Here is a 23442-nt window from a genome sequence, read left to right on the forward strand (position 1 = left end):
CAGTTTCAGGGAAAACGCCAGCGCCTCGGGGAACGAATCGCCGTGCAGCACCACTTTACCGCCGCGTGAACGCACGCCTTCGACCTTGATCTCAGGGGTGGTTTTGGGCATGACGATGGTGGCTTTGACCCCCAATACCTTGGCCGCCAGCGCCAGCCCCTGCGCGTGATTGCCGGCCGACGCGGTGACCACGCCCTTGGCCCGTTCGGCTTCGCTCAGTTGCGTCAGCTTGTTGTACGCGCCGCGAATTTTGAACGAGAACACCGGCTGCAAGTCTTCGCGCTTGAGCAATACCTGATTGCCGAGGCGCTCGGACAGCTGGCGGGCCTGCTGCAAGGGGGTTTCAACGGCCACGTCGTAGACGCGCGAGGTGAGGATTTTCTTGACGTACTGTTCAAGCATCGGGAAAGCATCACTGGCGAATGGGGACGAGGTCGCGAAGTTTAACCCAGCGCTCAGATACACGCCCACACGAATGACAGGGTTTTACGCCTGCCATGCCGCTATAATGCGCGTCCTTTTGCACACCTTTGGCACCGTGGAGCACGCATGACCCAGGATCAACTCAAACAGGCCGTGGCCCAAGCCGCTGTCGACTTCATCCTTCCAAAACTCAACGACAAGAGCGTTGTGGGTGTGGGTACAGGCTCCACGGCCAACTGCTTCATCGATGCGCTGGCCAAACACAAGGGCGCATTCGACGGTGCTGTCGCCAGTTCCGAAGCCACTGCGGCGCGCCTCAAGGGCCACGGCATTCCGGTGTATGAACTGAATACCGTCAGCGACCTGGAGTTTTACATCGACGGTGCTGACGAAGCCGATGAGCACCTGCACCTGATCAAAGGCGGCGGCGCTGCGTTGACCCGGGAAAAAATCGTTGCGGCCGTGGCCCAGACCTTCATCTGCATCGCCGATGGCAGCAAGCTGGTGTCCGTGCTGGGCGCCTTCCCGCTGCCCGTCGAAGTGATCCCGATGGCGCGCAGCCATGTGGCCCGTCAGTTGGTGAAACTGGGCGGCGATCCGGTGTATCGCGAAGGCGTGGTGACCGACAACGGCAACATCATCCTCGACGTATTCAACCTGAACATCACCGACCCGGTGGAGCTGGAAACCCGGATCAACGCCATCGTCGGCGTGGTCACCAACGGTTTGTTCGCGGCTCGCCCGGCTGACTTGTTGCTGCTCGGTACTGCGCAAGGCGTGAAAACCCTGAAGCGCTGACAGTGCCTGCAGGGGCTGTGTCAGCCCCTGCGGTCACTGCTTGCGGAACACGTAGAACAGGTTCGGTTCGCTGACCATGTACAAGGTGCCGTCGTCGTCCATGGCGATGCCTTCGGCTTGCGGCACACTCTTGCGCAAGCCCAGTGTGCCTTTGGTCAACGAGACATTGCTGATCGGCCGTCCCTCGGTATTCAGCTCAACCACCTGCTTCGACTCATCGGACAGCGCCAGCAAGTGACCGCTGCGCGCATCGAATTGCAAACTGGACAGATCGCGCACGAACAAGCTGGCATCACGTTTCTGGTCGGACGCCACCTCGACGACCTTCGGCGTGTCCACGCTGGCATTCGGAAACCCGCGAATTTCAATGATCCGCATCGGCTTGCGCTCTTTGGCAACAAACAGCCGCTGGCCCTTACGGTCATAGGCCAGGCCTTCGAAACCGTTGTTGGTGCCCGCGTCGATACCCAGCGACAACTGTTCGGCATCGGCCGAATCGAGACGCAAGGTGTGCTCATCCACCTGCACCTTGATCAGGCGCTGCTGATGCTCATCACTGATGACATAGGTGCCGAGACTGATGTATTCGACTGCTTCAGCATCGCCGAAATTGATCAACGGAATACGCCGCAGGATTCGGCCATCAAGGCTTAGCTCGACCAGTTCCGAGTCTTTGTTGGTCACGGTGAACAGGCTTTTGCGGTCCGGATCGTAACTCAGCGCCGAGACGTTATCTTTCAGCCCGTCGATAACCTGCGCCTCGATCACCACTCTGTAGTCCTGAAGCCCCAATGTGTGGGTGTCTTGCGGCTGCCAGAAGGTATCCCAGTGGAACCAGGCACGCGCGACGACCCGATACTCGCGCCCAGCCAGAACCAATAGCAGCACAGCCAACAGAATGACGGCGCAATACACAACTCTGGCGGGGAAGAGGCGACGCATGAGAGGCAGCTCTGATCAAAGGAGCCGATGTAATACCACGGGGCCATTAATTAAAGCTGAATATCTGACTTGAGGGTTTCCTGCACCGGCCATACAGGCCTTCGCGCGGACACGCCAGCCGCCACCGTTTTGCGTCTTGTGACGTCTAACGGTGGGAGCCAGCGTGTTGGCGAATGAAGCGACTTGGTGTGTCTGCGGGGCCGTTATTGCTTACGGAACGAGTAGAACAGGTTCGGTTCACTGACCATGTACAGCGTGCCAGCCTCGTCCATGGCCACGCCTTCAGCACGGGGAATGGTTTTGCTCAGGCCGTTGAAGCCGCCCAGCAGCGCGATGAAGCTGACCTGTTCGCCCTTGTCATCCAGCTCGAGCAGCAGGTGCGAATCAGCTGACATCACCAGCATGTGCCCGGTACGCGGGTCGATGGACAGCGCGGAAAGGTTGCGCATGTCCAAGGCGTTGGTTTTGACTTTTTGCTTGTCGCCTTTAAACGCAGCGCTGCCATCGCTTTTCCAGGTGAACAGCGCGGGTGGACGCTCCTCGCCGAACAGCATCTGTTGCCGACGCGGGTCCCAGGCTACGCCTTCGAAGGCTTTGTTCTGATCCTTCGACGGGCCAAGGTCGTACTTCGGAAAGTCAGCAATGTTCAGCGTCCGGGTATCCGCCGTCACAGTGACGATGGTCATCAGGTGCTGACGTTCATCGACGATTGCCATCAGGCCGTTTTCCAGCACCGCCACGCCTTCCGGGTTGCTCCAGCCGACCAGCGGAATCTTGCGTAACACGTCACCTTTGAGCGTCAGCTCGACCAGAAACGCATTTTTGCCCATGACCGAGAACAACGTTTTGGTCACCGGGTTGTAGCTCAGATCGGACGCTTCGTCCTTTTCCATGCCCGGCAACAGCTTGGCGTCGATGTCTACCCGGTAATCCGGCAGCCAGATGCTGGCGCTGCGTTCGGCCGGGCTTTTGAGTTGCTCCTTCACCCAGAGCACACCACGGCTATCCCAGTGCATGAAAAAAGCCACTACGTAGGCAATGACACCCACCAACAGCAGCCAGAAATACCAACGACGGTGCAACGGCCGTGATGCACGGCCATCCAGGGCGTCAGTTTGAGCGCCAATAGCCATCGGTCAACGCACGCTGCTTTCGAAACGACTCTTACCGGTCAACTCCAGCACGATTTCATCGCCCGCATTGAGCGGACCGACGCCAGCAGGGGTTCCGGTCATGATCACGTCACCGGCCTGCAAGGAGAAGTTCGACGCCATGTACTGAATCATTGGCACGATAGGGTTGAGCATCGCGCTGCTGTTACCGTCCTGGCGCACTTCACCGTTGATGGTCAGGCGAATGCCGATATCGGTCAGGTCTTCATAGGCGTCAGCCGAGACGAAGGGCGCCAATACCGCAGCGCCGTCGAACGACTTGGCGATTTCCCATGGCAGGCCTTTTTCCTTGAGCCTGGACTGAACGTCACGCAAGGTCAGGTCCAGACCCGGAGCGAAACCGGTAATCGCATCCAGCACTTCTTCGCGCGACGGGTTACGCGTCAGCGGTTTGCCGATCAACACCACGATTTCGGCTTCGTAGTGCACCGAGCCACGGTCGGCCGGAATGGTGAAACCACCGTCCAAAGCCACCACGCAACTGCCGGGCTTGATAAACAACAGCGGTTCGGTCGGCACCGGGTTATCCAGTTCCTTGGCGTGTTCGGCGTAGTTACGACCGATACAGACGACTTTACCCACCGGGAAGTGGATCCGCGTACCGTCTACATACTGGTGCTGATAGCTCATGGACGACTCCTGGGTCTCTCTATACGGCCCGTTCAGGCCAACGGATCAAACAGCGAAAATTTTGCCAGGGTTCATGATCCCGTTCGGGTCGAACACCGCTTTGACTGCTTTCATGTACTCGATTTCTACCGGCGAACGACTGTACGTCAGGTAGTCACGCTTGGTCATGCCCACGCCATGCTCGGCAGAGATGGAGCCGTTGTATTTCTGCACGATCTCGAACACCCACTTGTTGACCGTGGCGCACTTGGCGAAAAACTCATCCTTGCTCAGGTTGTCCGGCTTGAGGATGTTCAAGTGCAGGTTGCCATCGCCAATGTGGCCGAACCAGACGATTTCGAAGTCAGGATAGTGTTCGCCGACGATAGCGTCGATTTCCTTCAGGAACGCTGGCACTTTCGACACCGTCACCGAGATGTCGTTTTTGTAGGGCGTCCAGTGCGAGATGGTCTCGGAAATGTACTCGCGCAACTTCCACAGGTTCTGCAACTGCTGGTCACTCTGGCTCATTACGCCATCAAGTACCCAGCCCTGTTCAACGCAATGCTCGAAGGTTGCCAGTGCCTCGTTGGCCACGTCTTCGGAGATCGCTTCGAATTCCAGCAACGCGTAGAACGGGCAATCAGACTCGAAAGGCGCCGGTACATCGCCGCGAGCCAGCACTTTGGCCAGCGCTTTGTCGGAGAAAAACTCGAAAGCGGTCAGGTCGAGCTTGTTCTGGAACGCATGCAGTACCGGCATGATCGCGTCGAAATCACTCGTACCCAAGACCATGGCGGTCAGGTTTTTCGGCGCACGATCAAGGCGCATGGTGGCTTCGACGACGAAGCCGAGCGTGCCTTCGGCGCCGATGAACAGCTGACGCAAGTCATAGCCGGTGGCGTTTTTGATCAAATCTTTGTTGAGTTCGAGCAGATCGCCTTTGCCGGTAACGACTTTGATGCCCGCCACCCAATTGCGGGTCATACCGTAGCGAATGACCTTGATCCCGCCGGCATTGGTGCCGATATTGCCGCCAATCTGGCTGGAACCGGCAGAAGCGAAGTCGACCGGGTAATACAGGCCGTTCTCTTCAGCCAGGGTCTGCAGCTGTGCGGTGATAACACCCGGCTGGCAGGCCACGGTACGGTCAGTGGCATTGAATTCCAGCACCTGGTTCATGTAGTCGAACGCAACGACCACTTCACCATTGGCTGCAACGGCCGCAGCGGAGAGCCCGGTCCGTCCGCCGGACGGTACCAGCGCAACGCGACGTTCATTGGCCCAACGGACAATGGCCTGTACCTGCTCGGTGCTCTTGGGGAAAACAATGGCCAACGGCGCAGGCGCAAAGTGCTTGGTCCAATCCTTGCCGTAAACGTTGAGGGAGTCGGCATCGGTCAGCACCTTGCCAGGCTCAACCAGGGTCTTCAGCTCATCTATCAAAGCAGGATGGGTCATCGAAGGAACTCTCGAACAATTCATGGTCATCCTGAGAACGCTTCACGTCCAGGAATGGGTGTTTCGCGGGGTGCATATGCTAGCATACGCCCCCCGCTAATCGTGCCTACGGCCGATCTGCGACCCCTGCCATTTTCTCCGGGACACAGGTTTACGCAGATGAGCAAGACTTCTCTCGATAAGAGCAAGATCAAGTTCCTTCTTCTCGAAGGCGTCCACCAATCCGCCGTGGACGTCCTCAAGGCGGCCGGGTACACAACTATTGAGTACCTCACCGGCTCTCTGCCGGAAGCCGAGCTGAAGGAAAAGATCGCCGATGCACATTTCATTGGCATCCGTTCCCGCACCCAACTGACTGAAGAAGTATTCGATTGCGCCAAGAAACTGGTCGCGGTCGGCTGTTTCTGCATCGGTACCAATCAGGTCGATCTCAATGCTGCCCGCGAACGCGGCATCGCTGTTTTCAACGCCCCCTACTCCAACACCCGTTCGGTGGCGGAGCTGGTACTGGCTGAAGCGATCCTGTTGCTGCGTGGCATCCCCGAGAAAAACGCTTCCTGCCACCGTGGTGGCTGGATCAAAAGCGCGGCCAACTCCTTCGAAATTCGCGGCAAGAAACTGGGCATCGTCGGCTACGGCTCGATCGGCACTCAGCTTTCGGTGCTGGCTGAAGGTCTGGGCATGCAGGTGTTTTTCTACGACACCCTGACCAAGCTGCCGCTGGGCAACTCGACGCAGGTCTCCAGCCTGAAAGAACTGCTGGGTCTGGCTGACATCGTCACCCTGCACGTTCCGGAAACCGCTGCGACCCAGTGGATGATCGGCGAAAAAGAAATCCGCTCGATGAAAAAGGGCAGCATCCTGATCAACGCCGCTCGCGGCACCGTGGTCGAACTGGATGCCCTGGCAGACGCCATCAAGGACAAACACTTGATCGGCGCGGCCATCGACGTCTTCCCGGTCGAGCCTCGCTCGAACAACGAAGAGTTCGAAAGCCCGTTGCGTGGCCTGGACAACGTGATCCTGACCCCGCACATCGGTGGTTCGACAGCCGAAGCTCAGGCCAACATTGGTCTGGAAGTGGCTGAGAAGCTGGTCAAGTACAGCGACAACGGTACGTCGGTGTCCTCGGTCAACTTCCCGGAAGTGGCGTTGCCGGCTCACCCTGGTAAGCACCGTTTGCTGCACATCCACCAGAACATCCCGGGTGTGATGAGCGAGATCAACAAGGTCTTCGCCGAAAACGGTATCAACATCTCCGGTCAGTTCCTGCAGACCAACGAGAAAGTCGGTTACGTGGTGATCGATGTCGACGCCGAGTACTCCGATCTGGCGCAAGAAAAGCTGCAGACCATCAACGGCACTATCCGTAGCCGCGTGCTGTTCTAGGTTTTTCCGATGTCAAAAAAGGAGACCTTCGGGTCTCCTTTTTTATCGCGGCGAGTTCAGGTTATTTGACGGTTACCGTGATTTTTTTCGACTCGACCGGCGGGTTCAGCGGGATGTGGCTCTTGTCGCCCACCAGCAATTGCAGGGTGTGCTTGCCTGGCGTCAGGGTCAGTTCGGTTTCGGTCTGGCCTTTGCCGAAGTGCTTGATGTTGTCGGTCACTGGCAGTGGTGCATCCATCGCGGGCTGATCTTTCACATCAATCAGCAGGTGATGGTGGCCGGTGTCTGGAATATCGACACCCGCAGGTGCAACACCCATGCCTTTAAGGCCGAACTGGACCTTGAAGGTCTTGCCGACGGTGGCGCCATCTTTGGGCGAAATAATGTACACCTCGGCACCCGCAGGTGAGGCGGTGCGCGGAACATCGGCAGCGTTAGCCACTAAAGAAGCGCCTAACAAAGAGCCTCCCAATAACAACCCTGCGATAGCCGTTCTTGAAAATAAGGTCTTCATGGTTTCTCCAGGTAATTTTTTTACAAAAAATCGGACCTGAAACAACAACTTCAGTTCATTTAAGTGTCCAAAGCTGCGGCCGACTAAGCTAAACACCATAAAGCATAGCGGTTGTGATTTCTTTTACCTTAGGAGCGCCCATGCGTTTTGTGCCTGGCCTGTTATTTTTATCTGCCTGTCTGAGCCCCTTGGCTCATGCCGATTTGATCGACGAAGTGAATGATCGTGGCGAGTTGCGTATAGCCATGGAGGCAAACTTTGCGCCTTTCAGTTTCATGCAGGACGGCAAACTGACGGGCTTCGAAGTCGAGCTCGGCCAGCTGTTGGCCGATGAGCTGGACGTGCGCGCGTCGTTTGTCACTACCGACGCGGCCGACCTGCTGTCAGGCGTCGAAGGCGACAAATACGACATCGCCCTGAATCACATTGCGGTCACCCCGGAACTCAAGGCGCGCGTCGATTTCAGCGAGCCCTACAGCTATTCCAACGCGCAGCTGATTGTGCGCAGTGAGGAAAAGCGCCCGCTGAGCACCCTGGACGCCCTTAAAGGTCTCTCGCTGGGCGTCGCCCAGAGCAGCCAGTTCGCCGAAGAGGCGCGTACCCGTGAAGGCATCGACCTGCGCAGCTACCCGGATGCACAGCAGCCGTTGAAGGCGCTGGCCGACGACCAGCTCGACGCCGCCATCAGTGATCGCCTGCTGGTGCCTTTTGCGATTCGTGACAGCCATCTGCCCGTCAAGCCCGGCAATGACGTCGGACCGCCCCTGGTCCTGGCAATCCCGTTTCAGAAGGGTAATCCGGCATTTCAGGGCGTGCTGGACGGGGCATTGCAGCGAATCAAAGCCGATGGCCGGTTAAGCGCACTGTCTGAAAAATGGTTCGGTATTGATGCGAGCAAGCCGTCCAAACCGTAACCCGATCAGAACGGATCATCCCCGCGTCGCCGAAACCAGCCCGTCAGGGACAGGCGTTCGCGGGTCGACGGCAGTACCTCATGGGGGATTTCACCAGAGAGGAACACCACCAGGCAGCCGCCCTTGGGCTGCACGTCATAGTCGACGCCTTCTTTTAGAAACATGCGCAACTGGCCACCGTACTCGGGTAACCAGCCTTGATTCAGATAAAGCACCGCCGAGACCGTGCGCCGGTCATCGTCGCGGAAGCGGTCGACATGCTTGAGGTAGAACGCACCCGGTGGGTAGAGCGCAAAATGGCTCTCATAATCTTCCAGCCCGAGAAATAACCCTCGATTAAGCGCTTGGCGCAGGCTGTCCATCAGCCCCAGATAACGGTCGCAGGCTGCGGACTCACCCGCTTCCAGCCATTGGATGTGGTCACCACGAACCCCCTCTCGCACTTCCTGAGTCGAGCCGCGCCCCACCGCCGCCGGCGACAGCTCGCCCTCGGCCGCACGCTCGCGGCACTCAGCGGCCAACTCGAGGGTCAGCGCTTCTGGCAAGAAAATATTCTGCTGTGACCAGCCATGAGCGGCCAGGTCATCGACGATTCGTAGCAGTAGCGGGTGATCAGAGGGTATTTGCATGTCGCGCATAGTATCCATACGTCTTGAAAACCGACAGCACCGCCGAGCGAACGAAGTGTTAACTCGACAAGTCCCCGCCACCGCATTGAGAATAGCGGCCTGCTGACAGGAGTCCTTATGCGCCGTTTGTTTGTTTTGCTGTTGATGTTCTGCACGATGCCCGCTTGGGCAGACGGCCACGACCAGTTGTACACGGTCGCCGGCTGGCCAGAACAACGCGCGCATTTCAACGCGGCCTTGACCGCCGCTCAGCAACGCTACCGCAACAGCTTGCCGCCAGCGGTCTATCAAGCATTGGTCAACAACAGCAATCAGCGCTTCGCTCCGCAGGCCATGGATCAGCGCGCCGAGCAGCATTTGCGACAAGCCCTGAAAGACCCGGCGCCAGCGCTGCAGTTTTTCCAGTCGCCCCTGGGCCGCAAGATCGTCACCGCCGAACTGACCGCGACCCGCCCTGATCAACTGGCGAAAAACGCTCAAGGCCTGCCACACATTGAAGCCAGCGCAACCCGTCAACTACTGATCGGCCATTTGGCCCAGGACCTGCCCGCCCGTGAGGCGGGAGCCGAGGTCAGCCTCGCCATCGCCGGTGTTGCAGCCGACAGCCTGAGCCAGATGATCCCCGGCCTACTGGGCGGTGGTCAGGCCCAAGGCATGCTGGATGGTCAGCGCGAACGCTTGATGGCGCAGATTGGCAACGACATGAACAACACCCTGCTCTACGTCTACCGTGACCTTTCAGACCCGGAACTGGAAGAGTTCGCCACCTTCGCCGAATCCCCCGCAGGCAAAGCGTATTACAAGGCCGCGCTGGCAGCGATTCGCGCCGGGCTGGCGGTTGGGCAAAGCACATCGAGCCTGGCACCCGCAGGGCAGCCGGGGAGTTAAGCGTTGGGTGAAGAACGCGCCTGACCCATTCGCTCACTCAAAAACGCAAAATAACGCTCACGCATCGCGGGCAGCTCATTGGCCAGGTGATGCCGTGCCCCGCTCAACATCAAAATCTGCGGCTGGGCGAATTTATCCTTGAGCACTTCAAGGTTGTGGCCCCAGTCGACGGTCATGTCTGCGTCCCCCTGAACGATCAATGGGCTACGGGTACTGCGTGGCGCGGCCTCGATACGTTTGATCCACGCGGCCAAAGCGCCTACCCAGGCGGTCGGCAGGCGTTGTGGTTGCAGCGGGTCCGCCAACAGAAACGGCAGGAACGCAGGGTCGTTGGAGTTTTCGCTGAAGCGCCGGGCGATGCCTTTGACGAAGGGGTTGAGCAGGTAATAACTGAGTTTCGACCAGCCCCAGGCCCGCGGTCGGATCAACGGCGCCAGCAAGATCGCCTGCCCTTGCGCAGGGCTGTCGATGCCGTGGTTGAGCAGATGGTCGATCACAATCGCCCCGCCCGTACTTTGCCCGCACAGATGCCAGGGTTGCGGCAACTTCAGCCCCATCGCTTCGGCAAACAATGCGTGCAGCACCTCCTGGTATTCGGCGAAATCATGGATGCTCGCGCGAGCGCCGCTGGACAAGCCATGCCCCGGCAGATCGCAGGCAATCACTGCAAAACGCTGATTCAGCGCCCACTCGATGACATGCCGATACAGGCCCATATGGTCGTAGAAACCGTGGATCAAAAATAAGGTTGCGACAGGCTGTTCCGGCAGCCAGACCTGGCTGACCACTTGGTAACCACCGATGTCAAAGCGCCCCAGCCAACTGCGCACTGGCGCCGCGCGCTCGGCAAACGTCAGGCCATAGAAACGCTGATACGCCAGCCCTTGGCCGGACATCGGCTGCGCGGCGAGCAAAGGTTGCAGGCTGGATCGTAAAGAATCAGGGTCAAACGTGGCAGACATGGGGCATCCAGGCAAAAACGGAGGTCATTTTCATCCGAACATGACAATGAGTTGGCTGCGATATTCATCTGTCTCGTCAGGCATGGCAAGCTACGCCTCCCTCAACCGAACTGTCCCGCATGAACTCACGCCATCGCCCTACCCTCCTCGCGTGCCTGCTTGCCCTCCTATGTGCGGTCGGGCTGTGGGCGGCATACGATTGGTTCCAGGGGCGCTATATCCGGCCATTCAGCGACCAGACGGCGCTGTTCGCCGGTGACGTACTGAGCCTGCCCGCCGAACTGGCCGGACCAGGGCGAATTCGCCTGGTGCATTTCTGGGACCCGGCCTGCCCGTGCAACGTCGGCAATCAGCAGCACTTGAGCGAACTGGTCGAGCACTACGGCGGCGCACAGGGCGTGGACTTCTACTCGGTGCAGAAACCGGGGACCCACGGCCAATTACCCAGCACCCTGGACGCGATCAAACCGCTGGCCAGCCTGCCCGGTGCCGAGCGCATCACTGCCAGTCCCGCTGTCGCGATCTGGGACCGTGAAGGCCGCCTGGCCTACTTCGGCCCCTACAGCGAAGGCGCCACCTGCAATTCCGGCAACAGCTTTATCGAGCCGATTCTCAAGGCCCTGAGCGCCGGTCGCGCAGTCAATGCCACGCACACCATGGCGGTCGGTTGCTATTGCCCTTGGCGGGGCGGGCTGTGATCCGACATTCCGGACACTGATCAAGGCCCCGAGGCCGCTACACAGGCCTAAAGCAACTCTGTAGCCTGCATACCCCGGCCTGAATCGTTCACGAGAATGCAGATGAAGCGCAGCCTGACCGCCGTCACCCTCGTTATCACCCTCATCGCGGGCGGTGGCGCCTGGTATATCCACAGCAAGCAGCCCGTGCGTCAGGGCGAGATGACCCTGGTCCATCTGCAAGCACCGGTCACTGTGCGTTACGACGAGCGCGGCGTGCCGCACATCCGCGCCGAAAACGAGGCCGATCTGTATCGCACCCTGGGCTATGTCCACGCGCAGGACCGGCTGTTTCAGATGGAGATGCTGCGGCGGCTGGCGCGTGGCGAACTGGCCGAGGTGCTGGGCCCCAAACTGCTGGACACTGACAAACTGTTCCGCAGCCTGCGCATTCGCGAGCATGCCGACACTTACGTCGCCCAACAGGACAAACAAACGCCTGCCTGGAAGGCCCTGGAAGCGTATCTGGACGGCATTAACCAGTATCAGGACACCCACGCCAAACCCATCGAGTTCGACCTGCTGGGCATCAAGAAGCGCCCGTTTACCGCTGAAGACACCCTGAGCGTCGGCGGCTACATGGCGTACAGCTTTGCCGCAGCGTTTCGCACCGAACCCTTGCTGACCTATGTGCGCGACCAGTTGGGCGCCGACTACCTGAAGGTCTTTGACCTCGCCTGGCAGCCACAAGGCGCGCTGGGCCAGGCACCCGCACTCGCCAGTGCCGACTGGAAAGGCTTGAACGACCTGGCTCGCCTCAGCCAACACGCGCTGGAAGAGGCCGGCTTGCCGCAGTTCGAAGGCAGTAACGCCTGGGTGGTCTCCGGCACCCGCACCCAAAGCGGCAAGCCGCTGCTGGCCGGCGACCCGCATATTCGGTTTGCCGTGCCGTCGGTGTGGTACGAAGCGCAATTGTCGGCGCCGGGGTTCGAGCTGTATGGCCATCACCAGGCGCTCAACCCATTCGCGTCGCTGGGGCACAACCGCGACTTCGGCTGGAGCCTGACCATGTTCCAGAACGACGATCTGGACCTGATCGCCGAGAAGACCAACCCGGACAACCCCAATCAGGTCTGGTATCACGGGGCCTGGGTCGACATGATCCAAAGCGAGCAGCAGATCCTGGTCAAGGACGCGCCTGCCGTCACCCTGCACCTGCGCCAGTCGCCTCACGGCCCGATCATCAACGATGCATTGGGCGCGACAGCCGGCACCGCACCGATCGCGATGTGGTGGTCATTTCTAGCGTCCGAGAACCCGATTCTGCAAGGCTTCTATGAAGCCAATCGCGCCGACACCCTGAGCAAAATGCGCGCGGCGGCCGAAAAAATTCAATCCCCAGGGCTGAATGTGGTCTGGGCCAACGCCAAGGGCGATATCGGCTGGTGGGCCGCCGCGCAACTGCCCATCAGGCCCGAGGGCGTGAACCCCACCTTCATCCTCGACGGCAGCACCGCACAGGCAGACAAGGCAGGCTTCTACCCCTTCAGCGCCAACCCGCAGGAAGAGAACCCGGCACGCGGCTACATCGTCTCGGCCAACTTCCAGCCGGTGTCACCGACGGGCATGGAAATTCCCGGTTACTACAACCTCGCAGACCGCGGCCAACAGTTGAACAAACAGCTGAGCGACCCGGCCGTGAAGTGGGACCTGGAGAGCAGCAAAAAACTGCAACTGGGCACACAGACCGACTACGCGCCACGGGTATTGAAGCCGCTGATTCCGGTCTTGCGCAGCGCCGTGGATAACCCCGAAGAACGGGCACTGGTCGAGCGCCTGGCCAGTTGGAAAGGCGACTACTCGCTGGATTCAGTCGGGGCGACGCTGTTCAATCAGTTGGTGTCGGACCTGATCCGGGAAGCGATGCACGATGAACTGGGCGATGGCTTTTTCGACACGTTGCTCTCGAGCCGCGTGATCGACGCGGCGCTGCCGCGATTGGTGGCCGACGCCAACTCACCGTGGTGGAGCAATCGCAATTCACCCGCCGAAAAGAACCGTGCAGACGTGGTCAAAGCCGCGTGGCACGTCAGCGTCTCGCACCTCAAATCCCTGTACGGCGCCAACCCGGATGAGTGGCGCTGGGGCAAGGCACATACCCTGACCCATGGTCACCCGCTGGGTATGCAGAAACCGTTGGACAGGCTGTTCAACGTCGGCCCGTTTCCGGCACCGGGCAGCCATGAAGTACCAAACAACCAATCCGCCCGCATCGGTTCAGCGCCGTGGCCAGTGACCTACGGCCCCTCGACCCGACGCTTGATCGACTTCGCCGACCCGGCCCACAGCCTGGGCATCAACCCGGTCGGGCAAAGTGGCGTGTTGTTCGATGAGCATTATTCGGATCAAGCCAAAACCTATATCGAAGGCGGCTATGTGCAGGAGCATTTCGATGAAGGGGATGTCGCGGCAAATACGCGGGGGACGTTGAGGTTGGTGCCGGCCAGATAGCGTTCGCTGGCGCTGCCGGTCTCTCAGCAAAAGCCAAATGCCAGACGCCGTTTATAACGACGTCCGGCACAATCAATCACGCGACTTCAGACACCGACGCCCGACGTGGATCGGGTTGTTTCCAGGAGTCAGCGGCGGCTTCATCGATGGCGAGCTGGATAGCGCGCTTGCGCTGATCTTCGGCCCGACGGCTGAAGAACCAGACCAGGAAGGTCGCTATCGAGACGGCCAACAGGATCAAGCTGGCGATGGCGTTGATTTCCGGTTTAACGCCCAGGCGCACGGCGGAGAACACTTCCATCGGCAAGGTTGTCGAGCCAGGACCGGACACGAAACTGGCGAGAACCAGATCGTCCAGCGACAGGGCGAAAGACATCATCGCGCCCGCAGCCAGTGACGGCGCAATCATCGGGATGGTGATCTGGAAGAACACCTTCCACGGCCGCGCACCCAGGTCCATGGCCGCTTCTTCGATGGACAGGTCCAACTCACGCAAACGAGCCGAAACCACCACCGACACGTATGCAGCACAGAACGTTGTGTGAGCGATCCAGATGGTGACGATCCCGCGCTCCTGCGGCCAGCCGATCATCTGCGCCATGGCCACGAACAGCAGCAACAGCGACAGACCGGTAATCACTTCGGGCATCACCAGAGGGGCCGTCGCCAGCCCACCGAACAGCGTCCGGCCTTTGAAGTGAGCGATGCGCGTCAACACAAATGCAGCCATGGTGCCCAGCGCCACAGCGGCGATCGACGTATAGCACGCGATCTCCAGCGAACGCATGACGGAACCCATCAGTTGGGTGTTATCCAGCAGGCCGACGTACCACTTGATCGACCAGCCACCCCACACCGTTACCAGCTTGGAGGCGTTGAACGAGTAGATGACCAGGATGAGCATGGGGGCGTAGATAAATACCAGGCCCAGTATCAGCATCATGTTCGAGAATCTGAAGCGCTTCATGCTTTAGCCTCCAGTTCTTTGGCCTGGCTACGGTTGAAGAGGATGATCGGCACGATCAGGATCGCCAGCATCACCACCGCCAGAGCAGACGCTACCGGCCAGTCACGGTTGTTGAAGAATTCTTGCCACAGCACTTTACCGATCATCAGCGTCTCGGGACCGCCCAGCAGTTCCGGGATCACGAACTCGCCCACGACCGGAATGAAGACCAGCATGCAGCCGGCGATGATGCCGTTTTTAGACAACGGCACGGTGATTTTCCAGAAGCTGTTGAAGGTCCTCGAACCCAGGTCCGAAGCGGCTTCAAGCAGGCTTTGATCATGCTTCACCAGGTTGGCGTACAGCGGCAGGATCATGAACGGCAGGTAGGAATACACCACGCCGATATAGACCGCCAGGTTGGTATTGAGGATCTGCAATGGCTCGTTGATGAGCCCCAGCCACATCAGGAAGCTGTTAAGCAGGCCGTTGTTGCTGAGGATGCCCATCCACGCGTAAACGCGAATCAGAATAGCGGTCCAGGTCGGCATCATGATCAACAGCAGCAAGACCGTCTGGCTCTCTTTACGCGCCGTGGCGATGCCGTAGGCCATGGGATAGCCGATCAACAGGCACAGCAGGGTGCTGAAAAACGCCATCTTCAGCGAGCCCAGATACGCAGCGATGTACAGCTCATCATCGGTGAGCATCGCGTAATTGCCGAGGTTGAGAATCAGCTGCAGTTTCTGTTCGATGACGTTGAAAATTTCGGTGTACGGCGGAATCGCAACGTCTGCCTCAGCGAAGCTGATTTTCAGCACGATGATGAACGGCAGCATGAAGAACAGGAACATCCAGATGAAAGGGACCCCGATGACCAGCTGACGGCCACCGGGCGTTATTCGATTGAGCGCGCGCGTTATTTTTCGCATTTTCATGAGCGTAATACCACGCCGCTGTCGTCTTCCCACCAGACGTAGACTTCATCGTCCCAGGTCGGACGTGCACCACGGCGTTCGGCGTTGGCAACAAACGACTGGACCATTTTGCCGCACGGCAACTCGACATAAAACACCGAGTGGCCGCCCAGGTAAGCGATGTCGTGTACTTTGCCGCGCGACCAGTTGTGCTCGCAGGTCGGCATCACAGTTGTGACCAAGAGCTTTTCCGGGCGAATCGCATAGGTGATGTGCTTGTCTTCAACCGAGGTACTAATACCGTGGCCGACGAAGATATTGCGTTCCAGTTCCGGGCTTGCGATCAGCGCGTAACCTTCGGCGTCATCGACGACTTCGCCTTCGAACAGGTTGACGTTGCCGATGAATTCGCAGACCAGTCGGCTGGTCGGGGTTTCATAGATATCGATCGGGCTGCCGATCTGCGCAATCCAGCCCAGGTGCATGATTGCAATGCGCTGGGCCATGGTCATGGCCTCTTCCTGATCGTGGGTCACCATGATGCAGGTCACGCCAACGCGCTCGATGATCTCCACCAATTCCAGCTGCATTTGCGAGCGCAGTTTTTTGTCCAGTGCACCCATGGGTTCGTCGAGCAGCAACAGCTTCGGCTTTTTCGCCAGCGAGCGCGCCAGGGCGACCCGTTGACGCTGACCACCGGACAACTGATGCGGCTTGCGCTTGGCGTACTGGCTCATCTGCACCAGCTTGAGCATCTCGGCCACGCGGGCGTCGATCTCCTGAGCAGAAATCTTGTCTTGCTTCAAACCGAAGGCGATGTTCTGCGCCACGGTCATGTGCGGGAACAGCGCGTAGGACTGGAACATCATGTTGATCGGCCGCTCGTAGGGCGGCATATCGGTGATGTCCACGCCGTCGAGGTAGATACGCCCCTCGGTCGGCCGCTCAAAGCCTGCGAGCATGCGCAGAAGCGTGGACTTTCCTGAACCAGAGCCGCCGAGCAAGGCGAAAATCTCGCCTTTATTGATTTGCAGGGACACATCGTCCACGGCAATCGTCTCGTCGAACTTCTTCGTGACCCGGTCGATTTTGACCAGCACCTGTTTAGGTTGCTGATCACCTTCGAGGGCTTTCTTATAGGCGCCGGAGGCAACTGCCATGTGGTGAAACTCCCAACAAAATTTGCAGCCCGACCAGTACAGCCGGGCCTGGATTTTTCTTATTTACCCGACTTGACCTTAGTCCAGCTGCGGGTCATTAAACGTTGCACCTTAGGGGGCAACTCAGCATTGACGTAAAGCTTGTCCAGAACCTCTTGCGGTGGATAAACCGCGACATCGGTGCGTACTTTCTGATCCATCAACCCGTCAGCCTTTGGGTTCGGGTTGGCGTAGCCGACAGTGTCACTGACCTGAGCAATCACCTCAGGCTTGAGCAGATAGTTAATGAAGGCATGGGCCTCTTTGACGTTGCTCGCATCACGGGGGATCGCCAGCATGTCAAACCACAGGTTGCCGCCTTCCTTGGGGATGACGTAAGCCACCTTCACGCCCTTGCCGGCTTCTGCCGCGCGGGCTCTTGCCTGGAACACATCACCGGAAAAGCCGGCGGCCACGCAGATGTCGCCGTTGGCCAGGTCGGTGATGTATTTGGAAGAGTTGAAGTACGTCACGTAGGGCCGGATGGCCAGTAATTTGGCTTCCGCTTTTTTGTAATCTTCCGGGTCTTCACTGTTAGGTTTCAGGCCCATGTAATTGAGCATGGCGGGAATCATTTCATCGCCAGAGTCGAGAAACGCTACGCCGCACTTGGAAAGCTTTTTGATGTTCTCGGGCTCGAACAACATTGCCCAGGAATCGATCTTGTCGACACCGAGTACCGCCTTGATTTTATCGACGTTGTAACCAATGCCATTGGTGCCCCACAGATACGGCACGGCGTACTGGTTGCCCGGATCGTTCTTCTGCAGGCGCTTGAGCAGCGCCGGGTCGAGGTTCTGCCAATTGGGCAACTGAGCCTTGTCAAGTTTCTGGAACGCCCCGGCCTTGATCTGCTTGCCCAGAAAGTGGTTGGACGGCACGACCACGTCATAACCGGTATGCCCGGCGAGCAGCTTGCCTTCAAGGGTTTCGTTGGAATCGAATACGTCATACAACGGTTTGATCTTGGTGGCCGCTTCAAAGTCCACCAAGGTTGTCTCACCGATATAGTCAGACCAGTTATAAATATGCACCGTTGAAGCAGCCTGAACACTGACCGCCAGGGTCACGCTCGCGCCGACCAACAATGCTTTGTGAAAATAAGAAATAGACAATGGGTGGTCCTCTTCTATTGTGGGCCTTTCGCCCGTGTCAGACGGCAGGAAACCTGCCGGACAACCAAATCGGCGTGTAACTTACCTTCAATAAACCCATCCAGCCAAAAAACACTTCAATAGCAAGGGTGCGATCCCCTGCAGGAACCAACGTATTGGCGAAGGCGGTGTATCCATCACACCGCGTTGCGTTCTTCGCCAACCCATCAGCCCCAACAAGTGATCCACACCGGTCTTACACGAGCATTACTTGCCCGATTTGATCTTGGTCCAGCTGCGCGTCAGAAGTCGCTGTGTTGCGGCATCCAAATCGCTGATGGCGTACAGTTTTGCTTGCACTTCGGTCGACGGATAAACACCCGGGTCGGTACGGATTTCTTCGTTGACCAACGGTGTTGCCGCTGCGTTGCCGTTAGGGAAGTGCACGCTGTTGGTGATTTCAGCCATGATTTCCGGCTTCTGCAGGAAGGTCATGAATTTGTAAGCACCTTCGACGTTCTCGGCATCCTTGGGAATCGCAACCATGTCGTAGAAGCTACCGGCCCCTTCCTTAGGAATGCTGTAGCTGACCTTGACCTTGCCACCGGCTTCTTCAGCACGGGCTTTGGCCTGGTAAACGTCACCCGAGTAACCGACTGCAACGCAGATGTTGCCGTTGGCCAGGTCACCGATGTACTTGGAAGAGTGGAAGTAAGTGATCGATGGGCGGACTTTCAGGAACAAGTCTTCAGCTTCTTTCAGCTGCTTTTTGTCCTTGGTGTCGGTTGGATAACCCAGGTAATGCAGGGCCACCGGAATCATCTCGGTTGGCGAGTCGAGGAAGCTGACGCCACAGCCCTTCAGCTTGGCTGCGTTCTCAGGCTTGAACAGCAAGTCCCAGGAATTGACCGGCGCATCAGCACCCAAGGCTGCTTTAACTTTTTCGGCGTTATAACCAATGCCGATCGAACCCCACATGTACGGGAAAGCATGCTTGTTGCCCGGGTCGCTTGCAGCGCCCACGGTTTTGAGCAGATTCTCGTTCAGGTTTTTCCAGTTAGGCAGTTTGGAGCGGTCCAGTTCCTGATAAACGCCAGCTTTGATTTGCTTGGCCAGGAAGTTGTTGGACGGCACCACGATGTCGTAACCGGATTTGCCGGCCAACAACTTGGCTTCCAGGGTTTCGTTACTGTCAAAGACGTCATAAACGACCTTGATGCCCGACTCTGTTTCAAATTTCGCGATGGTGTCCGGTGCGATGTAGTCGGACCAGTTATAGACGTGCAGAACTTTGTCATCGGCCTGAGCAGCAGCGGCCACTACGCCCATAAGGGACAAGGCGAGGAGGGTCTTGCCAAATATCTTCATGCGTACAACTCCGTTGTTTGAACACTAACCGTTGGGTAGCGGCGACTGAATCCGCCATGCGTCTGGCAAGATCCGGGGCGGGCTTTCAAGACCACATGGCCCGCCTTAATACTTATCCACTGCATACATCAAAAACCAGCCCTGTTTAAAGTGAGTGAAAACCGTTGAACGTGCTACGGCGTCACTCACCTCAATCAAGCACTTTCCCACCTGATCCTAGCACTTAGCCTTGTATGGCACGTAAGGTCAGGTCCAGGCACGTACGCGCCTTGGTCACCAGCTCATCAATTTCAGCAAAACTGATCACCAGCGGCGGCGCAATGATCATGGTGTCGCCCACCGCGCGCATGATCAGGCCGTTATCGAAGCAGAACTGCCGGCAAATCATCCCAACGCCCTTGCCGGTATAACGCTCACGCGTGGATTTATCTTTTACCAGTTCGATTGCGCCCAGCAGTCCTACGCCCCGAACTTCACCTACCAGCGGGTGATCATTCAGTTCACGTAAACGCTTTTGCAAATAGGGTGCCGTTTCTTCATGGACGTGCTCGATAATTTTTTCATCGCGCAAAATACGGATGTTTTCCAGAGCCACGGCGGCGGCAACCGGGTGACCGGAGTACGTGAATCCGTGGTTGAAATCGCCGCCTTCGTTAAGCACGTCGACCACTTCATCACGCACGATCAAGCCACCCATCGGGATGTAACCCGAGGTCAGGCCTTTGGCGATGGTCATCATGTCCGGTTTCAGGCCGTAGAAATCGCTGCCGAACCATTCGCCTGTGCGACCGAACCCGCAGATCACTTCATCCGCGATAAACAGGATGTCGTACTTGGCGAGGATCTCTTTGATCTTCGGCCAGTAGGTGTCAGGTGGAACGATCACACCGCCCGCGCCCTGGATCGGCTCGGCAATAAAAGCGCCCACGTTGTCGACGCCCAGCTCGAGAATTTTCTTCTCCAGTTCCTCGGCAGCCCAGACCCCGAATTCATCCGGGCTCATGTCGCCGCCTTCGCCGAACCAATACGGCTGTGCGATGTGGACGATGCCAGGGATCGGCAAGTCGCCCTGCTCATGCATGCCAACCATGCCGCCCAAGCTGGCGCCAGCAACGGTCGAACCGTGGTAGCCGTTGATCCGGCTGATGATTATTTTCTTCTTCGGCTGGCCTTTGATCGACCAGTAGTGACGCACCATGCGCAGCACGGTGTCGTTGCCTTCAGAGCCGGAACCGGTGAAGAACACATGGTTCATGCCTTCTGGCGCGATATCGGAAATGACTTTGGCCAACTCCAGGACCGGCGGGTGAGCGGTCTGGAAGAACAAGTTGTAATACGGCAGCTCGCGCATTTGCTTGCTGGCAGCATCGGCCAGTTCGTCACGGCCATAACCGATGGCCACGCACCAGAGACCGGCCATGCCGTCGAGAATCTTGTTGCCTTCGCTGTCCCACAGATAAACGCCCTTGGCGCGGGTGATGATGCGCGGGCCTTTTTCTTTCAACTGCTTGAAGTCGCTGAACGGCGCCAGATGGTGATCGTTGCTCAGGGCCTGCCAGACGCGTGTTTGTGGATTGTTGTTACTCATGCCGCTCTCTCCGTATTCAAAGTGGCGCGGCCGACCATAGCCGCGCCCATCATAATCAGACCGCGAACAGCAGGAACTCACGTTCCCAAGAGCTGATCACGCGCTTGAAATTCTCATGCTCGGCACGCTTGACCGCAACGTAACCGACGATGAATTTCTTACCGAGGTATTTTTCGATTGTCTTGCTGTTTTCCATTCGCTCCAGCGCGTCTTCGATGGTCAGAGGCAGACGCAGATTGCGCCGCTCATAACCACGACCCACGACCGGCGCACTGGGGTTGATTGCTTCGACCATACCGATGTAGCCGCACAGCAGACTCGCTGCGATGGCCAGATACGGGTTGGCGTCGGCACCCGGCAGGCGGTTTTCCACCCGACGGTTTTGCGGGCCGGCATCTGGCACCCGAAGGCCCACAGTCCGGTTCTCTTCACCCCACTCCACGTTCACCGGCGCCGAGGTATCGGGCAGGAATCGGCGGAACGAATTGACGTTCGGCGCGAACAATGGAAGCAGCTCGGGGATGAATTTTTGCAGGCCACCGATGTGGCACAGAAACAGCTCACTCATCGAGCCGTCTTCGTTGGAGAAGATGCTCTTGCCAGTGGCGATATCGATCACGCTCTGGTGCAAGTGCATGGCGCTGCCTGGCTCGCCGGTCATTGGCTTGGCCATGAACGTCGCCGCAACGTTGTGCTTCAGCGCGGCTTCACGCATGGTCCGCTTGAACACCAGAATCTGGTCGGCCAGCGACAACGCGTCACCGTGACGGAAGTTGATTTCCATCTGCGCCGTGCCGTCTTCGTGGATCAGCGTGTCCAGGTCCAGGTTCTGCAGTTCGCACCAGTCGTAAACATCCTCGAACAACGGGTCGAATTCGTTGGCAGCTTCTATAGAGAACGATTGGCGACCGGTTTCCGGGCGACCGGAGCGACCAATCGGCGGCTGCAACGGGAAGTCCGGGTCTTCGCAACGCTTGGTCAGGTAAAACTCCATTTCCGGGGCCACAATCGGCTGCCAGCCCTTGTCGGTATAGAGCTTCAGTACTTTCTTCAATACGTTGCGCGGCGACAGCTCGATCGGGTTGCCTTGCTTGTCGTAGGTGTCGTGGATCACCTGAGCCGTCGGCTCGATAGCCCAAGGCACCAGGAACACCGCGTTCTGGTCGGGGCGGCAGATCATGTCGATGTCCGCCGGGTCCAGCAGTTCGTAATAGATGTCATCTTCGACATAGTCGCCGGTGACCGTTTGCAGCAACACACTCTCGGGCAAGCGCATGCCTTTTTCGGCAATGAACTTGTTGGTCGGTGAGATCTTCCCGCGAGTAATCCCGGTGAGGTCGGCAATCATGCATTCGACCTCAGTGATCTTGTGCTCTTTCAACCAATCGGTGAGCTGGTCGAGGTTGGTACTCATAAATACCTCAGGAGGTAAACACCCGGCCCCTAAGGGGTCAGGCACTTTTTGACGCGGCTGCGTCGCGTTGAATTGCCCGCTTTCTACAGGCATCGCCAAATGCCTGGAAAATCGCAAGATAATGCGGGTTCGAGGTCACTTGCCACTCGGGGTGCCATTGCACACCTAAAGCAAAACCCGCGCCTGCCGTGACCGAGACCGCCTCGATCAACCCGTCAGGCGCCAGAGCCTCGACACGCAGGCCCGGCGCCAGACGCTCAACGCCCTGACCATGAATCGAATTGACTTGAATGTCGCTTGGCAGGCCAAGGCCCGCGAGCACGCCGCCCGGCTGGATATGCAGGGTATGGCTTGGCCCGTACTGGACGTCGAGCGGCTCGTTGTCCTGTTCACGGTGGTCCATGAATGTTCCAACTTCATGAACACGCTGATGCAGGCTGCCACCGAACGCCACGTTCATCTCCTGAAACCCCCGACAAATTCCCAACACCGGTACGCCCGCTGCCACAGCAGCACGAATCAGGGGTAGAGTAGTGCGGTCACGATCAGGATCATGAGCGGTGCCCGGCGCGCTGGCTGGACCGTCGTAATAAGAGGGGTCGACATTGGAGGGCGAACCGGTGAACAAGAGTCCATCGACGCTGGCGAGTATCTGGGCCGTGTTAAATAATTCAGCCAGTGACGGCAATATCAGCGGCAAGCCCTTGGCAGCGATTGCGACTGCGCGGACGTACTTGTCGCCACTGATGTGATAACTGTGCAGACCTATCTGCTTGGTGCAGGCGGTCACGCCGATTAACGGCAGGCGAGACATGGAACCCCCGAGTATTATTGGTGTTATGGGTTGCAATCGAGCTTAGCCTTGTTCATTTTTTTTCACAACACCCCCGTAAAAAATAGAACACAGCCCGCTCAAGCTCGCAGATCCCAAGGCTGTCAAAACGCAATACTTGCCCTAATTTGCGGCAAAAACGGCCTCTTAGCGCTTTTTGAGTGCAAAAAAGAGCTCTATTGACTTCATGATGGC

At 58.2% G+C, this 23442-nt stretch carries 22 protein-coding genes; 6 read left to right on the forward strand and 16 right to left on the reverse strand.

All coding sequences use genetic code 11. The annotated features are described in order from the left end of the window. A partial coding sequence (locus K0F75_RS25855; RefSeq protein WP_257604441.1) for a pyridoxal-phosphate dependent enzyme occupies positions 1-402 on the reverse strand: 402 nt, incomplete at its 3' end. Between the two features lie 147 nt (positions 403-549). Between K0F75_RS25855 and rpiA the strand changes: the two genes are divergently transcribed. Further along, on the forward strand, positions 550-1221 hold the full coding sequence (gene rpiA / locus K0F75_RS19580; protein WP_219063623.1) for a ribose-5-phosphate isomerase RpiA: 672 nt from the start codon (positions 550-552) through the stop codon (positions 1219-1221). A gap of 33 nt (positions 1222-1254) precedes the next feature. Here rpiA and K0F75_RS19585 read toward each other — a convergent pair whose 3' ends face one another. The 4 genes from K0F75_RS19585 to K0F75_RS19600 all read right to left on the reverse strand — a co-directional run bounded on the left by K0F75_RS19585 (position 1255) and on the right by K0F75_RS19600 (position 5405). Continuing rightward, positions 1255-2163, reverse strand: coding sequence for an SdiA-regulated domain-containing protein (locus K0F75_RS19585; RefSeq protein WP_219063624.1), 909 nt, complete (start codon positions 2161-2163; stop codon positions 1255-1257). A 203-nt stretch (positions 2164-2366) separates the two neighbouring features. Next, positions 2367-3296, reverse strand: a complete 930-nt coding sequence (locus K0F75_RS19590; RefSeq protein ID WP_219063625.1) for an SdiA-regulated domain-containing protein — start codon at positions 3294-3296, stop codon at positions 2367-2369. Between the two features lie 3 nt (positions 3297-3299). Further along, positions 3300-3965, reverse strand: coding sequence for a fumarylacetoacetate hydrolase family protein (locus K0F75_RS19595; protein ID WP_219063626.1), 666 nt, complete (start codon positions 3963-3965; stop codon positions 3300-3302). Positions 3966-4010: 45 nt separating this feature from the next. Next, on the reverse strand, positions 4011-5405 hold the full coding sequence (locus tag K0F75_RS19600; protein ID WP_219063627.1) for an FAD-binding oxidoreductase: 1395 nt from the start codon (positions 5403-5405) through the stop codon (positions 4011-4013). 159 nt (positions 5406-5564) lie between these two features. On the opposite strand from K0F75_RS19600, the gene serA reads away from it, so the two are divergent. Continuing rightward, on the forward strand, positions 5565-6794 hold the full coding sequence (gene serA / locus K0F75_RS19605) for a phosphoglycerate dehydrogenase (RefSeq protein ID WP_219063628.1): 1230 nt from the start codon (positions 5565-5567) through the stop codon (positions 6792-6794). Positions 6795-6855: 61 nt separating this feature from the next. Here the strand turns inward: serA and K0F75_RS19610 are convergent, their stop codons facing one another. Next, positions 6856-7308, reverse strand: a complete 453-nt coding sequence (locus K0F75_RS19610) for a DUF4399 domain-containing protein (protein ID WP_219063629.1) — start codon at positions 7306-7308, stop codon at positions 6856-6858. A gap of 140 nt (positions 7309-7448) precedes the next feature. Here K0F75_RS19610 and K0F75_RS19615 point away from each other — a divergent pair, with 140 nt between their 5' ends. Next, on the forward strand, positions 7449-8222 hold the full coding sequence (locus K0F75_RS19615) for a transporter substrate-binding domain-containing protein (protein ID WP_219063630.1): 774 nt from the start codon (positions 7449-7451) through the stop codon (positions 8220-8222). A 5-nt stretch (positions 8223-8227) separates the two neighbouring features. On the opposite strand, the gene K0F75_RS19620 is transcribed toward K0F75_RS19615, so the two are convergent. Beyond that, the gene (locus tag K0F75_RS19620) at positions 8228-8860 is read right to left on the reverse strand and encodes a 2OG-Fe(II) oxygenase (protein WP_219063688.1); all 633 of its coding nucleotides are present in this window, start codon (positions 8858-8860) and stop codon (positions 8228-8230) included. A gap of 108 nt (positions 8861-8968) precedes the next feature. Between K0F75_RS19620 and K0F75_RS19625 the strand changes: the two genes are divergently transcribed. Then, on the forward strand, positions 8969-9739 hold the full coding sequence (locus K0F75_RS19625) for a DUF2059 domain-containing protein (protein ID WP_219063631.1): 771 nt from the start codon (positions 8969-8971) through the stop codon (positions 9737-9739). Here the strand turns inward: K0F75_RS19625 and K0F75_RS19630 are convergent. Then, the gene (locus tag K0F75_RS19630; protein ID WP_219063632.1) at positions 9736-10701 is read right to left on the reverse strand and encodes an alpha/beta hydrolase; all 966 of its coding nucleotides are present in this window, start codon (positions 10699-10701) and stop codon (positions 9736-9738) included. The two genes, K0F75_RS19625 and K0F75_RS19630, sit on opposite strands and share 4 nt — an antisense overlap. A gap of 119 nt (positions 10702-10820) precedes the next feature. Here K0F75_RS19630 and K0F75_RS19635 point away from each other — a divergent pair, with 119 nt between their 5' ends. Then, positions 10821-11399, forward strand: a complete 579-nt coding sequence (locus tag K0F75_RS19635) for a DUF6436 domain-containing protein (RefSeq protein WP_219063633.1) — start codon at positions 10821-10823, stop codon at positions 11397-11399. Between the two features lie 102 nt (positions 11400-11501). Next, the gene (locus tag K0F75_RS19640) at positions 11502-13889 is read left to right on the forward strand and encodes a penicillin acylase family protein (RefSeq protein ID WP_219063634.1); all 2388 of its coding nucleotides are present in this window, start codon (positions 11502-11504) and stop codon (positions 13887-13889) included. A gap of 76 nt (positions 13890-13965) precedes the next feature. On the opposite strand, the gene K0F75_RS19645 is transcribed toward K0F75_RS19640, so the two are convergent. The 8 genes from K0F75_RS19645 to K0F75_RS19680 all read right to left on the reverse strand — a co-directional run bounded on the left by K0F75_RS19645 (position 13966) and on the right by K0F75_RS19680 (position 23229). Next, the gene (locus tag K0F75_RS19645; RefSeq protein WP_219063635.1) at positions 13966-14856 is read right to left on the reverse strand and encodes an ABC transporter permease subunit; all 891 of its coding nucleotides are present in this window, start codon (positions 14854-14856) and stop codon (positions 13966-13968) included. After that, on the reverse strand, positions 14853-15773 hold the full coding sequence (locus K0F75_RS19650; RefSeq protein ID WP_219063636.1) for an ABC transporter permease subunit: 921 nt from the start codon (positions 15771-15773) through the stop codon (positions 14853-14855). Before K0F75_RS19650 ends, K0F75_RS19645 begins: the two co-directional genes overlap by 4 nt. Beyond that, complete coding sequence (gene potA / locus K0F75_RS19655) at positions 15770-16912, reverse strand: polyamine ABC transporter ATP-binding protein (RefSeq protein WP_219063637.1); 1143 nt, start codon at positions 16910-16912, stop codon at positions 15770-15772. The genes K0F75_RS19650 and potA overlap by 4 nt, the downstream gene beginning before the upstream one ends. A gap of 59 nt (positions 16913-16971) precedes the next feature. Further along, positions 16972-18066 carry a polyamine ABC transporter substrate-binding protein gene (locus K0F75_RS19660; RefSeq protein WP_219063638.1) on the reverse strand — a complete coding sequence of 365 codons (1095 nt, stop codon included), beginning with the start codon at positions 18064-18066 and terminating at the stop codon, positions 16972-16974. 246 nt (positions 18067-18312) lie between these two features. After that, positions 18313-19413: a polyamine ABC transporter substrate-binding protein gene (locus K0F75_RS19665; protein ID WP_219063639.1), complete on the reverse strand. Its 1101-nt coding sequence runs from the start codon at positions 19411-19413 to the stop codon at positions 18313-18315. Between the two features lie 223 nt (positions 19414-19636). Then, on the reverse strand, positions 19637-21001 hold the full coding sequence (locus K0F75_RS19670; protein ID WP_219063640.1) for an aspartate aminotransferase family protein: 1365 nt from the start codon (positions 20999-21001) through the stop codon (positions 19637-19639). A 55-nt stretch (positions 21002-21056) separates the two neighbouring features. After that, on the reverse strand, positions 21057-22415 hold the full coding sequence (locus K0F75_RS19675) for a glutamine synthetase family protein (protein ID WP_219063641.1): 1359 nt from the start codon (positions 22413-22415) through the stop codon (positions 21057-21059). A 37-nt stretch (positions 22416-22452) separates the two neighbouring features. Next, entirely contained in the window at positions 22453-23229 is a 777-nt protein-coding gene (locus tag K0F75_RS19680) for a gamma-glutamyl-gamma-aminobutyrate hydrolase family protein (protein WP_219063642.1), read from the reverse strand. Positions 23230-23442: the final 213 nt, after the last annotated feature.

This window comes from Pseudomonas sp. UMAB-08 (assembly GCF_900095225.1).
Classification (GTDB): domain Bacteria; phylum Pseudomonadota; class Gammaproteobacteria; order Pseudomonadales; family Pseudomonadaceae; genus Aquipseudomonas.

Bases quoted from the DNA above. Each gene is read 5' to 3' on its own strand.
- rpiA (WP_219063623.1), top strand. From the start codon at position 550: ATGACCCAGGATCAACTCAAACAGGCCGTGGCCCAAGCCGCTGTCGAC.
- K0F75_RS19585 (WP_219063624.1), bottom strand. From the start codon at position 2,163: ATGCGTCGCCTCTTCCCCGCCAGAGTTGTGTATTGCGCCGTCATTCTG.
- K0F75_RS19590 (WP_219063625.1), bottom strand. From the start codon at position 3,296: ATGGCTATTGGCGCTCAAACTGACGCCCTGGATGGCCGTGCATCACGG.
- K0F75_RS19595 (WP_219063626.1), bottom strand. From the start codon at position 3,965: ATGAGCTATCAGCACCAGTATGTAGACGGTACGCGGATCCACTTCCCG.
- K0F75_RS19600 (WP_219063627.1), bottom strand. From the start codon at position 5,405: ATGACCCATCCTGCTTTGATAGATGAGCTGAAGACCCTGGTTGAGCCT.
- serA (WP_219063628.1), top strand. From the start codon at position 5,565: ATGAGCAAGACTTCTCTCGATAAGAGCAAGATCAAGTTCCTTCTTCTC.
- K0F75_RS19610 (WP_219063629.1), bottom strand. From the start codon at position 7,308: ATGAAGACCTTATTTTCAAGAACGGCTATCGCAGGGTTGTTATTGGGA.
- K0F75_RS19615 (WP_219063630.1), top strand. From the start codon at position 7,449: ATGCGTTTTGTGCCTGGCCTGTTATTTTTATCTGCCTGTCTGAGCCCC.
- K0F75_RS19620 (WP_219063688.1), bottom strand. From the start codon at position 8,860: ATGCGCGACATGCAAATACCCTCTGATCACCCGCTACTGCTACGAATC.
- K0F75_RS19625 (WP_219063631.1), top strand. From the start codon at position 8,969: ATGCGCCGTTTGTTTGTTTTGCTGTTGATGTTCTGCACGATGCCCGCT.
- K0F75_RS19630 (WP_219063632.1), bottom strand. From the start codon at position 10,701: ATGTCTGCCACGTTTGACCCTGATTCTTTACGATCCAGCCTGCAACCT.
- K0F75_RS19635 (WP_219063633.1), top strand. From the start codon at position 10,821: ATGAACTCACGCCATCGCCCTACCCTCCTCGCGTGCCTGCTTGCCCTC.
- K0F75_RS19640 (WP_219063634.1), top strand. From the start codon at position 11,502: ATGAAGCGCAGCCTGACCGCCGTCACCCTCGTTATCACCCTCATCGCG.
- K0F75_RS19645 (WP_219063635.1), bottom strand. From the start codon at position 14,856: ATGAAGCGCTTCAGATTCTCGAACATGATGCTGATACTGGGCCTGGTA.
- K0F75_RS19650 (WP_219063636.1), bottom strand. From the start codon at position 15,773: ATGAAAATGCGAAAAATAACGCGCGCGCTCAATCGAATAACGCCCGGT.
- potA (WP_219063637.1), bottom strand. From the start codon at position 16,912: ATGGCAGTTGCCTCCGGCGCCTATAAGAAAGCCCTCGAAGGTGATCAG.
- K0F75_RS19665 (WP_219063639.1), bottom strand. From the start codon at position 19,413: ATGAAGATATTTGGCAAGACCCTCCTCGCCTTGTCCCTTATGGGCGTA.
- K0F75_RS19670 (WP_219063640.1), bottom strand. From the start codon at position 21,001: ATGAGTAACAACAATCCACAAACACGCGTCTGGCAGGCCCTGAGCAAC.
- K0F75_RS19675 (WP_219063641.1), bottom strand. From the start codon at position 22,415: ATGAGTACCAACCTCGACCAGCTCACCGATTGGTTGAAAGAGCACAAG.
- K0F75_RS19680 (WP_219063642.1), bottom strand. From the start codon at position 23,229: ATGTCTCGCCTGCCGTTAATCGGCGTGACCGCCTGCACCAAGCAGATA.